The 14,506-nt window shown below is 50.7% G+C and carries 12 protein-coding genes; 2 read left to right on the top strand and 10 right to left on the bottom strand.

All coding sequences use genetic code 11. The features are described from left to right. Window positions 1-3 precede the first annotated feature (3 nt). Both NGM62_RS11735 and NGM62_RS11730 read left to right on the top strand, forming a co-directional pair. A complete protein-coding gene (locus NGM62_RS11735; protein ID WP_262248172.1) occupies window positions 4-204 on the top strand; it encodes a hypothetical protein in 201 nt (66 codons plus the stop codon). Window positions 205-309: 105 nt separating this feature from the next. Further along, window positions 310-2,010, top strand: a complete 1,701-nt coding sequence (locus NGM62_RS11730; RefSeq protein WP_262248170.1) for a sodium:solute symporter — start codon at window positions 310-312, stop codon at window positions 2,008-2,010. Here NGM62_RS11730 and NGM62_RS11725 read toward each other — a convergent pair. From NGM62_RS11725 to NGM62_RS11680, 10 genes are all read right to left on the bottom strand, one after another. Continuing rightward, window positions 2,007-3,146, bottom strand: coding sequence for an endonuclease/exonuclease/phosphatase family protein (locus NGM62_RS11725; RefSeq protein WP_262248169.1), 1,140 nt, complete (start codon window positions 3,144-3,146; stop codon window positions 2,007-2,009). The two genes, NGM62_RS11730 and NGM62_RS11725, sit on opposite strands and share 4 nt — an antisense overlap. Window positions 3,147-3,149: 3 nt before the next feature. Next, window positions 3,150-4,028, bottom strand: a complete 879-nt coding sequence (locus NGM62_RS11720) for a rhomboid family intramembrane serine protease (protein WP_262248167.1) — start codon at window positions 4,026-4,028, stop codon at window positions 3,150-3,152. Between the two features lie 81 nt (window positions 4,029-4,109). Next, window positions 4,110-4,844, bottom strand: coding sequence for a rhomboid family intramembrane serine protease (locus NGM62_RS11715; protein WP_262248166.1), 735 nt, complete (start codon window positions 4,842-4,844; stop codon window positions 4,110-4,112). 17 nt (window positions 4,845-4,861) lie between these two features. Further along, window positions 4,862-6,685 (bottom strand): DNA mismatch repair endonuclease MutL, encoded by a 1,824-nt coding sequence (gene mutL / locus NGM62_RS11710; RefSeq protein WP_262248165.1) that lies wholly within the window; start codon window positions 6,683-6,685, stop codon window positions 4,862-4,864. Between the two features lie 11 nt (window positions 6,686-6,696). Next, on the bottom strand, window positions 6,697-9,555 hold the full coding sequence (uvrA, locus tag NGM62_RS11705; RefSeq protein WP_262248163.1) for an excinuclease ABC subunit UvrA: 2,859 nt from the start codon (window positions 9,553-9,555) through the stop codon (window positions 6,697-6,699). Between the two features lie 202 nt (window positions 9,556-9,757). After that, entirely contained in the window at window positions 9,758-10,510 is a 753-nt protein-coding gene (locus tag NGM62_RS11700) for a zinc ribbon domain-containing protein (protein WP_262248162.1), read from the bottom strand. Continuing rightward, on the bottom strand, window positions 10,511-11,608 hold the full coding sequence (locus NGM62_RS11695) for a Nif3-like dinuclear metal center hexameric protein (RefSeq protein WP_262248195.1): 1,098 nt from the start codon (window positions 11,606-11,608) through the stop codon (window positions 10,511-10,513). After that, entirely contained in the window at window positions 11,595-12,071 is a 477-nt protein-coding gene (locus tag NGM62_RS11690) for a hypothetical protein (protein ID WP_262248160.1), read from the bottom strand. The genes NGM62_RS11695 and NGM62_RS11690 overlap by 14 nt, the downstream gene beginning before the upstream one ends. Window positions 12,072-12,125: 54 nt before the next feature. Further along, complete coding sequence (locus tag NGM62_RS11685; RefSeq protein ID WP_262248158.1) at window positions 12,126-12,872, bottom strand: alpha/beta fold hydrolase; 747 nt, start codon at window positions 12,870-12,872, stop codon at window positions 12,126-12,128. Between the two features lie 26 nt (window positions 12,873-12,898). After that, on the bottom strand, window positions 12,899-14,506 hold the full coding sequence (locus tag NGM62_RS11680; RefSeq protein ID WP_262248157.1) for an FAD-dependent monooxygenase: 1,608 nt from the start codon (window positions 14,504-14,506) through the stop codon (window positions 12,899-12,901).

The raw sequence follows: 14,506 nt of genomic DNA, 5'->3' as shown, positions 1-14,506 counted from the left end.
GATATGGAAAAACACATCGAAGAACAACCTACTGGAAAAAACATCGGCGGATATTTTTATTTGCTTGGTGCCGTATTTGGCGGTTTGACCGGCGTGCTAGCCCAAGAGGGCTTCCTCGGCGCCATCATCGGTGCCGTGTTAGGGCTGCTGTTTGCCGGCTTTTTCGTCGGCGCGCTGCTCAATGGCCGTGAGCATGACCGATAACCGGTTACCCCCTTTCGTCCGCAGCTGGAAGCGTTTCTATTGGATCGTAGTCGGCTGGTTATTGGTGTTAATTCTTCTGTTTTACTTATTTACCCAATACTTTGGATGAGTACAACGGATTGGATTGTCCTGTTCTGCACCCTGCTTCTCATCGTCTCCTACGGTATCTATAAAAGCAAGGGCATCCGTAATATCGACGGGTATTTGTTGGGCAATAAATCACTGCCGTGGTACCATGTAGGCCTGTCGGTAATGGCCACCCAGGCCAGTGCCATCACATTCCTTTCTGCCCCGGGGCTTGCATACTCCTCCGGCATGAGCTTCGTCCAGTTCTATTTCGGCCTACCGATAGCCATGATTGTGCTGAGCATCTCTTTCGTGCCCATTTTCCATCGATTACGGGTATTTACCGCCTATGAGTTCTTGGAGAAACGCTTTGATGTCCGTACACGCGCATTCACCGCATTCCTTTTCCTCATCCAGCGGGGCCTGTCAACGGGTATTACCATCTATGCGCCTTCCATCATCCTATCCAGTATATTGCAGATCAACGTTGTATATACCACGCTATTCATCGGTACACTTGTTGTCCTTTATACGGTTTATGGCGGCACGAAAGCCGTATCATATACCCAACTGCTACAGATGGCCATTATTTTCGGTGGATTGGTCACTGCAGGGGTTCTCGTAGTTTACATGCTACCCCAAGACATCGGCTTGGTAAAAGCGTTGCATATTGCGGGCAAATCAGGTAAGGCCAACGCTATCGACCTCTCATTTGACTGGAACAACCAATATACCCTTTGGAGCGGACTCATTGGTGGGTTTTTCCTGCAGCTATCATATTTTGGTACCGATCAGAGCCAGGTTGGCCGCTACCTCACCGGTTCATCCATCCGCGACAGCCGGATAGGCCTGTTGATGAACGGCTTGTTGAAGGTACCTATGCAGTTTTCCATTCTACTCATCGGCATACTTGTATTTGCTTTCTACCAATACAACAATCCGCCTATCTTCTTCAATAAGTATGAGCTCCACAAAATCGAACAGAGCAGCTACGCAGCACAAGTGGAGGAACTGAAAGCCGAACACCAGCAAGTCTTCAACAAGAAACAGGAGCAGATCCATCGGCTTACAGCGGCGCTGGACCGCGAGGATGAAGCCGTAATATCCGATGTGCGGATACAACTAAAGGATGCTGATGCACGTGCCAAGGAAATCCGCGGCGACCTGGTGGCGCTGATGCAAAAAAACGACGCCCTTGCCGATACCAACGACAATAATTATATCTTCCTGACTTTCGTCACAGAGAATTTTCCGCGGGGGCTCATCGGCCTGCTTGTTGCCATCGTATTCATGGCTTCCATGGGTGCAACGGCAAGTGCAATTAATTCGTTGGCCTCCACCACGGTTATCGATATCTACAAACGATTCGTAAGCAAGACAGGCACCGAGCGGGGATACCTCTCAGCATCCCGGGCGTTTACGCTAGTGTGGGGGGTGTTCTGCGTAGCCATCGCCCTTTATGCAAGCAAGTTGGGTAATTTGTTGGAAGCTGTGAATATATTAGGCTCACTGTTCTATGGCACCATTCTCGGTATATTCATTGTGGCTTTCTACATCAAACGTGCTGGGGGCCGGGCCGTACTAGCGGCTGCCATTGTCACGGAAATCATGGTTGTCTCGCTATGGTGGTTTGATGTCATGGCTTTTCTTTGGCTCAATTTAGTTGGTTGCCTCGGTGTAGTATTATTCGCCCTGCTATTCCAAGGACGACGTAGTAACCGGGCCGTGCAGCCGGGCTAACCCTCACCGACCGAGAGCTGAAGGTCGGCCCACACGGGGTAGTGGTCAGAAAGCTTGGTCTTGATAATTTGGTAGTGGTGCACTTGAAAGGCTTTGCTCGATAAAATATAGTCGATCTGGAAATTGGGAAAATCTCCGTTATACGTAATACCCCAGCCGCGTCCTTGCTCCCGAAATGCATTCCGCAACCCGGTTGATACCTCATTCACCGCATACGAAAGCGGGGTATCATTGAAATCGCCGGCGATTACATACGGTTGGCCACAAGCCCGGCTATGTTCACGGAGCGCTGCGGCCTGCGCACTGCGGGCTCTGAACGCATGCTTCAGCCGCCCCCCGATGCGCTTCGTGGACGCCGCATCCTTTTCCAGCGTCCTTGAAGGGTTGTTAATAAAGTCGTAATCTTCCTTCTGGAAACCAAACGAGCGCAGATGGACATTATAAACCCGGAAGACCTGCCCCCCTTTATCAATATCTACATAGATGATGCGGTTCACCCCATACTCGTGCTCGGGCAACACACCCGAATCAATAATTGGGTACTTCGAAAATATAGCCAGCCCATACGCCTCATAATCGTTTTCGGCCGTAGGCGAAATATAGTGGAAAGGCATCCCCATGTCCCGCTCAAATTCACCGGCCATCTGATATTTTCCTTTTTGTCGGGTATAATACTCCTGGATACAAATCACATCCGGCGATACCTCTCCCATCACCTGCATGACTTGTTTTCGGATGGTTAGCTTGGTATCCTCCTGCTCGAAAGCCCTAAAAAAATGTACGTTATAAGTCAATAGCCGGATGTATCCCGTGTCTGGCGATGCTACCACCGTTTCCGGAATTTTGGTGCCGAAACCGTAATGGTTACGAAACGTGTTCCACCCTATTAGGATAACCAACAGGGATATTGCTGCAAAACGGGCGCTCCGTACCAACCAATAAACAACAAACAAGAAATTGATGAGCAACAAGGGGAGGTAAGCGATACCGAAAAATGCGATAGGCCAGCATACCTGTGGGTTAATAAGTGGTGCTAAGTAACTCAACAGTAATCCCAGAGCCGCGAAAAGGTTAGCCAACAACATGGATTTACTGAAAAAACCCAGCCGTTTCATACGCCTGCGCTTATTTGCCATCAGCTAATATTCGTTTTGGCCCTGTTTACTGGCTTTAAATAACGCTTCCTTTTCCACCTTTGTAAGGCTATCATAGCCCGATTGGGATATCTTGTCCAAAATCCGATCGATTACCTCTTGGTTGGGAACCAACGGTTCTTCGTTTACGGGCCGCTCATTCCGTACCACCTTAAGCTTACGCCGGTTCCGCTCATTCCTCCCTAAAACACGGCTCCAGTCCTGCCCCCCCTGTAACCGCTTGATATAGACAAAGCCGAACAGTGCCCCGCCGATATGCGCTATGCTTCCCCCTGCGTTGAAGCCCGCAATCGCTAGCACATCGATTACAATAAATGCCAGTGCCAGGTACTTCAGCCTAACATTGCCGAAAAAAAGCATACGGATGGTATAATCGGGCAGAAGAGTAGCGGTAGCGAATACAACGGCGCTCACACTGGCCGAAGACCCGATCATAACAGTCACGTAAGATTCTGCCCTAAATACGGGAATCATACTGTATGCGAGCAGGTACAGCAATCCGCCGACGATACCCCCCGCCAAATACACAAAAACAAATTGCCTTTTCTTAAGAAAATCAAGGAAAATGATACCCAGCCAAAACAGCCAAAGCATATTGAACAGGATGTGAAACAGCCCCTGTTGGGTAAACATATAGGTAGCCAAGGTCCAAGGCTTGTACAGCCAAGCTGAAATCGATGCGGGCAACTGAAGCCACGGCATCACATAGCCCGTTAACGAAACATCCGTAAAACCAAGTGCCGAAACCAATGAGAGTAGGCCGAGTACCACGAAAACCGCGACGTTTATCCCTATAAACAGGAACAATGGATTCCCTGAACGGAAAGCCTTATGCCATAAACCGCCAATCCATGATTTTTTCATCGCGTGTTCCCTGTATACTCACTTGATAATATGGGCTAATATATGAAAATTTTTTTTTAATAGCTTTCACTACAAGCGTACCTACCAATAATCAGGCCGCCGTATCCCCCACAGTTTAATCAATAAAAAACCAAACAATGCACCCCCTAGATGGGCAAAGTGGGCGACAGAAGAGCCTGTGCGCGATACCCCGAGAACCAATTCAATAAGAATCATTACCGGTATGAAATATTTCGCTTTAATCGGAACTGGCAAAAAAATCAGCATCAACGGCGTATTTGGGAACAGGTAGCCGAACGCAATCAGCAGACCATAAATGGCTCCCGATGCACCCACCATCGGCGTGGTATATATCGACAGCAACGTCTGGCGGCCTTCGGCTGGTATACTACTTAATATCCGGGCGCTCCTATTGGCTATGTCTATTTCGGATAGAAATGCCCTGGCCGAAAATGAATCCACGATCATATACACCTCCAGTGCTTGGACTGCAAACTGCAACACCAGTGCACCCAACCCCGTAATCAGGTAAAAATTCAGAAAGCGTTTTGAACCGAATACCTGTTCCAATATCGGCCCAAACATAAAAAGGGCAAACATATTGAAAAAAATATGTGCAAAGCCCCCATGCATAAACATATAGGTGATCACCTGCCAGATATGGAAGCCCGGCGAATCAGGATAATAAACGCCGAACAAATCATTTGCCCGCGGAAAAATCAGCGCTCCACCGATGAAACAGATGATGTTGATAATAATCAGATTCTTGACTACCGGCGGCATACCGGAAAAAGGGGATGTGGTGTTGTTAAACATAAACTTTCATTCTGTGATTAGCGCTCAAACCGTTCCATCAGCTCTTGCAGGGTAAAAGTAAGAATTATGGGTTTGCCATTCAATGACACATTGGGCATTTCGCATGCAAACAACCGATCGATGAGATCAGCCATATCCTCTGCCGTCAACTGCACGCCGGCTTTAATGGCTGCATGCCGCGCCAGGCTCTTTGCCAGCTGCTCCCGCTTCGGAAGTTTCAATTGCGCCTGGTTATGCTTATAGTCTTCAAGGAGCCGGTCCAGCACCTCGCGCTCGTCAAGTCCGGAGGTCAAGTCTGCTGGGATACCCTCAATCACAAATGTGTTCTTCCCAAACTCCCGTATCTGGAACCCCAGTGCACGGATATCGGGCAGAAGGTCTGTGATCAGTTGGAAGTCTGAACCGGTAAACGTTACCGTTTGCGGGAAAAGGCTCTGTTGGCTGGCCCCTTGGTGGTTTTCCCGTTGCTGTCGGAATTGCTCAAACAAGATGCGCTCGTGTGCCGCTTGCTGATCGATCAGAATAAAGCCTGAGTGGATCTGCGACATAATATAGCGGTTGTGCAATTGAAACGGTTGCTTCCGTGTGTAGGACGCCGGCTCTATCACGTGGCCGTGTTCCACACCGTGCAGCGGCAGCTGGGTGTCCGCCACCTTTTCCGTAATCTGGTAAAGCGTTTCCCACTGGTCGGGGATAGGGGACGGCCTTCGTCCCTCACTCGGTTTACCGCTGTCGAAAGGGTTATAGTCCGGATTGAAGGTAATCGAGGGCGGCGTGATCTCTTCCAGCGACTTAGGGCTGATCATTTGACTGAAGCCCGTCTCCTGGTTGAAATCAAGTGTCGGCGTGATATTATAGCGCCCCAGCGACCGTTTAACGGCAGATTGGAGGATAGCGTATATCGCCCGTTCGTCCTCATACTTGATCTCCGTCTTTGTGGGGTGCACGTTGATATCTATTTTCGCGGGATCGATCTCTATAAACAGCACATACAACGGAAAACTGTCGGCTGGCAGGATACCCTCATACGCCTTTACCACTGCATGGTTCAGGTAAGGGTCCTTTACAAATCGGCTGTTCACAAAAAAATACTGCTCTCCCCGGGTTTTCTTCGCATACTCGGGTTTACCGATGAACCCTTTGAGGTTGATGATTGTTGTCTCTTCCTCCACCGGCACCAGACGCTGGTTGTAGCTACCGCCGAACACATGCACAATGCGGTGTTTCAGGCTTTCAGGCGGAAGGTGAAAAAGCTCTTGGCCATCGCTATGGAGCGTAAAGTAGATAGTTGGATATGCTAGTGCCGTGCGCTGGAATTCCTCAACGATATGCCTCATTTCCACCGCATTGCTTTTCAAGAAGTTGCGCCTGGCCGGAATATTATAAAACAGGTTCTTTATGCTGATGTTCGTCCCCGCTGGCATTGCCTCCGGCTCTTGTCCCACGACGTCGGAGCCAGCAATCTCAATCCGTGTTCCCAGCTCATCTTCTACGCGGCGTGTCTTAAGCTCCACGTGGGCAATGGCAGCTATGGATGCCAGCGCCTCACCCCGGAACCCCATCGTGCGGATAGCAAACAAGTCATCAGCCTTGCGGATTTTCGAGGTGGCGTGGCGCTCAAAGCACAGCCTAGCGTCAGTTATGCTCATCCCGCAGCCGTTGTCTATCAACTGGATAAGCGATTTACCCCCGTCCTTTACAATCAGTTTAATCTTGTCGGCTCCCGCATCAATCGCATTTTCTATCAGCTCCTTCACTGCCGAGGCCGGCCGCTGCACCACTTCGCCCGCAGCAATCTGGTTGGCCACCGCATCCGGCAACAATTGGATAATATCTGACATAAGCCGCAAAGTTACAAAAAGGTGCCTACACCCTGCATTTCTGCTTCGAGAAAACGCGCCGTTTGGCTTTTTTCACACTTGATCAGGTCTTCCGGCGTGCCGCTAAACAGGATTTTTCCACCACCCGCACCACCCTCCGGGCCCAGGTCGACCACCCAATCGGCCACTTTTATCACGTCGAGGTTGTGTTCAATCACCAACACGGTGTTTCCGCGATCCACCAATCGGTTAAGCACATCAAGCAGCACACGCACGTCCTCGAAATGCAACCCCGTGGTTGGCTCATCTAGGATATAGAACGTTTTTCCCGTATCTCTCTTGGAGAGCTCTGTGGCCAGTTTCACACGTTGTGCCTCGCCTCCCGATAGTGTAACAGACGATTGCCCCAGTGTGAGGTACCCCAAACCAACATCACGCAGTGTTTTGATTTTTCTGTAGATAGCAGGTATGTTCTCGAAAAAAGTAACTGCCTCATCAATCCGCATATCAAGCACATCGCTTATCGACTTGCCTCTATAGCGAACTTCCAGCGTCTCCCGGTTATAGCGTTTGCCGTTGCAAGTTTCACAAGGCACCTGCACGTCGGGGAGGAAGTTCATTTCAATGACCTTCATCCCTGCTCCTTGGCAGGTCTCGCATCGCCCGCCTTTCACGTTAAAGGAAAACCTTCCCGGCTTATATCCGCGGATTTTGGACTCCGGCAGCTGGACAAAAAGCGAGCGGATATCCGAAAACACACCTGTATATGTCGATGGGTTGGAGCGGGGTGTCCGCCCAATGGGACTTTGGTTGATTTCGATGACCTTGTCGACGTGTTCCAACCCCTCTATTTTACGATAAGGAAGTGGGGTCTTCTTGGCTCTGAAAAAATGGTGGTTCAAGATTGGATAAAGGGTTTCCGTGACGAGGCTCGATTTTCCGCTGCCAGAAACACCGGTAACAAGGATCAGTTTGCCCAGTGGAAAAGTGGCCGTCACATTCCGCAGGTTGTTGCCCGAGGCCCCCGACAGACATAAGACGTGACCGTTCCCTTCTCGCCGTTTCGCCGGCACGGGTATTTCCTTGGTTCCGTTCAGGTATGCCGCTGTGAGCGTGTCGGCCTTACGGATATCATCAGGTTTCCCTTGGGCCACCACGAGGCCGCCATGTGCCCCCGCCGCCGGGCCCATATCAATCACATAGTCGGCATTGCGGATCATGTCTTTATCATGCTCTACCACCAATACCGAATTACCTATATCCCGAAGGTTCTTCAATGCGTTAATCAACCGTTCATTATCCCGTTGATGCAACCCGATACTCGGTTCATCGAGGATATACAGCACATTTACGAGCTGTGAGCCGATCTGCGTGGCCAGCCGGATGCGCTGTGCCTCACCGCCAGACAGCGTCTTAGCTGTACGGTCTAGGGTAAGATAGTTGAGTCCAACATCCAGAAGGAAACCCAACCGCGACCGGATTTCCTTCAATATCTCTTTGGCAATCACCTGCTGCCTTTCGTCCAGCCGCTGTTCTACGTCGGTGAACCACGCCGCTAGCGAACTGATATCCATCGACGCCAGCTCATGGATATTCTTGCCGCCGACTTTGAAGTGCAGGGATTCTCTTTTCAGGCGGGCCCCGTGGCAGGTAGGGCATACCCGCTGTGCGCGGAAGTCCTCCAATTGAAGCCCATTATGCCCCTGTCGGTCACTTTGTTCCTCAATCATTTTAAAAAGGCCCTCAAACGTAATCCGGTAATCTTTCTTATTCCAACTGCTGTAAGAGACCGGTACGACAATGTCTTCTTCCGCACCCTCCATAAGGATATCAAGCTGTTCTTCCGTCAGCTTTTCAATGGGGGTAGACAGCGAGAAATCATATTTCTTTGCTACGGCTTTCAAGACCTGGAAATTCCAGGTTTCGCGGTATTCGCCAAGTGGGGCCAGCCCCCCTTTCATGATACTCAGCTTCGGGTCGGGTACAACCGCGGCACGGTCTATTTCGTAGATATAGCCCAACCCGGCACAACGTTCGCAAGCACCATACGGCGAATTGAAAGAAAATGTATTGGGTTGCGGTTCATCGTATGAAATACCCGATTCGGCATCCATGAGGTACCGACTGTAAAAATAGTCGTTATTGGATTTATCACTGATTTTGATTATACCTTTAGCGACTTTCATCGCCTGCATCACCGATGTATAGAGCCTCTTACGGTCCTTTTCCGAAACCATAAGCCGGTCTACCACCACCTCGATATCATGTATTTTATACCGGTCCACCTGCATCTTTGGCACCAGGTCCAGCACCTCCCCATCTACCCGTACTTTCACATAACCCTGTTTGCGGATCTGCTCGAAGAGTTCGCGGTAATGGCCCTTGCGCCCTTTCACGATGGGTGCGAGTACATTGATTGGCTGGCCGTCGAACTGCGCGATAATGCGTTCAACCACCTGGTCTTCCGACATCCGCTCCATCCGTTTGCCCGTCACATAGGAAAACGCTTCTCCTGCCCGTGCGAAAAGCAGGCGCATAAAGTCATATACCTCGGTGATGGTTCCCACCGTAGACCGCGGGTTTTTGCTCGTGGTTTTCTGCTCAATAGATATGACCGGGCTCAATCCCGAAATCTTGTCCACATCGGGGCGCTCCATGCCACCCAGAAACTGGCGGCTATACGCACTGAAGGTTTCCATATAGCGCCGCTGGCCCTCCGCATAAATCGTGTCGAAGGCGAGCGACGACTTTCCGCTTCCGCTCAACCCCGTAACCACCACTAGCTCGTTCCGTGGGAAGCTCACATCAATATTCCTGAGGTTGTGCACCCTCGCACCAAAGACTTGTATTTCACTTTGTTCGCCCAGGTCGGGCGTTGTATGTTTAGTCATTTACCGTTATCAAATAATCACGTGTTAAGCAAACTTAGATAAACTCGTACTGACATGCAAGTTTATTCGCGAAGGCGGATTGTTGGCCGACACGCTGCCGCTAAAGATAATGGTTTATGGTTGAAAAATACTAAAAATATTCGACAAAAAACGCCCGGCATAGATTTGTCGGGCGATACTGTTTTGTTAATTAGCTTCTTTGCTAAGCAACCGAGGGAGCTGCTGTTTCTTCTGCCAGGGCCTCGTCTACAAGCACTCGGCCACAATGTTCGCACACGATAATTTTCTTGCGCTGCCGAATTTCCAATTGCTTCTGTGGCGGTATCTTATTGTGGCAACCCGAGCAGCTGTCACGATCGATTGAAACAACCGCCAATCCATTCTTAAAGGAAGGCCGCAACCGGCGATATACCCGGAGCAACCGCTCCTCAATAGCCTTTTCAGCTTTATCGGCCTGTTTTACCAGCTCATCCTCCTCCTTTTGGGTCTCGCCCGTGATCGTATCCAGCTCACCTTTCTTCACTTCGAGGTCCTTCTTCGCCGACTCCAGTGTTTCCTGTGTACTTTCGTAAACTTCCGTCTTATTACTGATTTCAAACTCAAACTCACGGATTTTTTTCTCACTAACCTGGATGTCCAACCCCTGGATTTCTATCTCCTTGGTAATCGCGTCGTACTCGCGGTTATTCTTCACCTCATTCAGTTGGCCTTCGTATTTCTTAATGGCCGCTTGTGCATCCTGAATCATATTGCGGCGGTTCACAATAGCATCTTCCAGCTCGTCAAGTTCTCCACGGATTTTTTCTATCCGGGTTTCCAATCCGGCTATATCGTCTTCGAGATCACTTACCTCCATTGGCAACTCACCTCGCACCTGCCGAATTTTGTCGACCTTGGTGTGGATGGTCTGCAACAACCAAAGTGCTCTAAGCTTCTGTTCTATAGTTTGTTCCATTTAACTATAATATTTTATTGGATTCGTGTCTATTCCCGTCAAACGGACTGCAAAGGTAGGAAATTTTTTCCGAATAATTTCCAACAATAATTGAGGCGTAAACTGTTCGCTTTCAAAATGTCCGATATCGGCAATCACGATTTTACCCTCGGCATCGAAAAACTCGTGGTACTTGTAATCTGCTGTCACAAATACGTCCGCTCCCGCCCGGATAGCCTGGCTGAGGAGGAAGCCGCCGGCACCTCCGCATACGGCGACCCGGCTCACCGGCTCACGGCGCAATGCTGTGTGCCGGATTACTTTGGCACCCATCCGTGTTTTAAGCCATTCTAGGAAATCAGTTTCATCCATCGGCTGCTCCAACCGGCCTACTAAACCGCTCCCCACCTCTTGGTGGCTATTCTGCAGCCGGTAGATGTCGTATGCTACCGCTTCATAGGGGTGTGCCTTGAAAAGCTCCCGCAACACCGTGCCCTCCCTTACAGCCGGAAAAATCACCTCTATCCGGACCTCCTCTTCACGATGGTGTTCCCCAGGGTTACCCACAAACGGATTGGTCCCTTCACCGGCCCGGAATGTCCCGTATCCGGGTGCGTTGAAGCTACACGAATCGTAAGGGCCGACATGGCCTGCGCCACCCCTGAAAAGGGCTGACCGCACCGCCTCTACATACCCTGACGGCACAAATACCGCAAGCTTGCGGAGCAGGTCACCTTTCGGACTAAGTATCCGCGAGTCTTGTAATCCCAACCGTTCGGCAATCCGGCTGTTCACTCCGCCCAACACATTATCCAAATTGGTGTGAATCGCATAAATTGCGATATCATGTTTAATGGCTTTCATCACAACACGCTCCACATACGTGCGCCCATTAAACCGCTTCAGTCCGCTGAAAACAATTGGATGGTGTGAGATGATCACGTCACACCCCAACTCGATGGCCTCATCCACCACAGCCTCCGTACAATCCAGGGAAAGGAGCGCGTGGCTCACGTCGTCATCGGGGCTACCCACCAATAGGCCTGCATTATCGTAAGGCTCTTGATAATCCAAAGGGGCCAATGATTCCAGGTAGTCCGTCAGCTCACGAAGCCTGATCCCCGGGTTGCTGTTTATCTCTGAGTTTTTCATGTTCCACCAATAGGTTTCTGAAATTATTCACTTTCACCCAGTAGGCAACGAAATAAACTATACTCAGTATGCCTACTGTCACCAGTATAAACGCGGGTAGTGGGATGTTGGATAATAAAAAAAGCCAGGCATACCATATTCCGGCGATCCGTCCGGGATTCTCCTCTTCCGCGATTTTTCGATCATAGAATTCGTTGGTGAGCGAGTCTGCCAACCGGGAGGCTACCGAAAAATTCCAATAAATGTTAAAAAAAGGGATTACCAGCAACCACGACTGGTTGGGTGCCATCAATCGGTTTTCGGGAGAAACACACACCAATGTCTTTCGTATCGAGTTGGCATAAAACGCCCACACAACCTGTCTGATTAAAAATACTGCTACAATCAGCTGGATCATTTCGGGCGAAAGGTTTTCGTAGTCGATGTTCATCGGTGCTAAATTACTGCGATTTCTTTACAAAACCCAACGGTTACTCGGTATACCTTATTGGCCTGCTACCTCTTCCAATAGCTGCGCCAGTTTATCCGGCATGCTCATCTGTGGGTTATGGTCCGCCTGCATGTGTACAATCTTCCATCCGTAACCCCGCGCCCTGTTGGCAAAAAAGGCAAACGCATCCTTCCCGGGGTCTTCACCCTCATAGGTAAGTATGTAAGTAGTCGGCAAAGCCAGCCGCTTTTCGTTTTTCAGCACCAGCGGTTGCGAAAATGTTTTTGCCGGTTGCGGCACATCTTTGGGGAAACCCTGTTCTTCCGTACTCCAAAACGGGTGTATCAAGCCGTCTTTCGTGGGCATCTCCCGGCCGGCCTGCGCCCCGCCATGTGCCGTGGCCACACTCTGGCCGTCTTCGGGAACAAAGGCATCAAGGTAGACCACCTGCTTAATCCGGTCGGGCAGGCTATCGGCTACCCCCGTGATCACCATGCCGCCGTAGCTATGCCCAACCAATATCACATCGTGCAGATTCTCGAAAAGGATGGTATTCACCACATCTTTGATATGGGTATCCAAACCAATGTCTGCCGATGCCAGATGTGTGCGTTCGCCAAGCCCCGAGAGGGTCAGCCGATATACCTCGCAGCCATCCGCTCGGAGCAGCGAATCTGTTTTTTTGAACGACCAGCCACCGCCCCAAGCACCATGGACAAGCACATACGTGTGCGGCTGGCTAAACACCGCCCCGGCCCAAAACAACACCACCACGAAAAGCACCCCTGTTAGTTTATTCATATCGTTATTCTTTTGCTATGCACAAATTAATGCTTTTCCGCTAAATGGCCAAAAAACTTCCACCCAAGTATTTCTTCCATGTACGTATCGATAAGCGATACATTGAGCATATCATTGATGTAGCCAATATACATATCCGGACGGATAAGGACAATTTTGGTGCCTGCCGGTTTTACTTCGAACGCCTCAAATACCCGCTGGTTACGGTCTGAGTAGGGGAGGTAGTAAAGGTGCATCTCGCGAGGGTATTTCTGTCGCATCCACTGGCTGATAATATTCAGCTGATGATGGGCTACCGTTCCTAACACCAATAAAACAAACCCGGGCTTTTCACACCAGCGATGCAGGTCCGTGTTTGTTTTCGCTTTCTCATCAAACACCGGACAGCTCGGTAGGCGGTCGCCCGCGCGTATACCATTCGCCAACGCGTGGTGTATGGCCAGCGGCGACGTCCGGTAATGGACATCGAGCCGCGCCAAGCGGTCGAACACCGCCGCCGTCTGCTGGGGCCGATCGCCAACGCGCTGTGCCCACCTGGTCCACAAGATATCCTTCAGCCTACGGGGCCAAAGCCTCCTTTCCCAAGCCCCTAGCATGCTGTCGCGCGCACGTACAGCAGAGGCACGCTCCTGCTGGTAGGTGTGCAGTACACCCACATCCATCCTACCTGTTATCACACCCGCCAACTTCCACGCCAGGTTCGCGGCATCGTGCAGTCCCTCATTCACTGCTTGGCCCATAATAGGCGATACCCCGTGAGCCGCATCACCTATCAGGAAGCCGCATTGCTTCCTTATTTGTTCTGCCGGCTGCCCCCGATGGTCGAATACACTGATCCAAAGGCACCTGTCTTCGGGTATCTCAGAGCCAAAGGCATCCTCAACCAGGGGTTTGATATCTGCATAACCAATAGCGGTATCGGGAATTTGCTCCATTTTTTTCGGCAACAGGCCGACAATCCGGTATCCGTTTGGTATACCTAGCGGAATGATTGCCTGTGGTCCGGCAGGAAGGGAGAAAAGGCTGATTTTCCGATGATCCGCGTGCCTAACCTCAACGTCGGCCACAAAAAACCTCCCCGTGCGGCGGTCGCCCTCAAGCGGTATATTCAACAGCTCCCTTACTTTGCTTTTCGAGCCGTCGGCACCAACTATCCACCGGCACCGCCAATCTTCGTGAGCTCCGTTACCTATCAACTTGGCCCTCACCCCGTTGTCGTCCTGGCGGAGTGATTCAAGGGTGGTTTCCCAATGCACGGGGCATATTTTTTCAGTAAGCCGGCCTAAAAGGAGCCGCTCCAAGCCATCATTACCCACCCGTTGGATAAACGGAAAAGGGGTGTTTTCCGACTCTATTTTCGAGAAGTCAAGCATCCCTACGCCGCCACGTTGCCCAAGTAGCTGCACCCCATAGTAAGACTGCCCCGTAGCAAGCAGCGGGTCACTCAATCCCATTTGCCTGAACAGTTCCAGCGATCGGGCATACACAAGCATGGCTTTCACGTGGTGGTCCGGACCCGGCTTGGCGTCGATGATCGTCGGCTGTACGCCATGCCGCAGCAGCTGGGCAGCCATCATCAGCCCCGATGGGCCTGCCCCCACAATTAGGACGTCGGTGTGTTTGGTTGTGTTCAC

This window comes from Parapedobacter soli, assembly GCF_025460835.1.
GTDB lineage: Bacteria > Bacteroidota > Bacteroidia > Sphingobacteriales > Sphingobacteriaceae > Parapedobacter > Parapedobacter soli.
The sequence above is the reverse complement of the archived record's forward strand: the minus strand, read 5'-3'. Positions and strand labels throughout refer to the sequence as shown.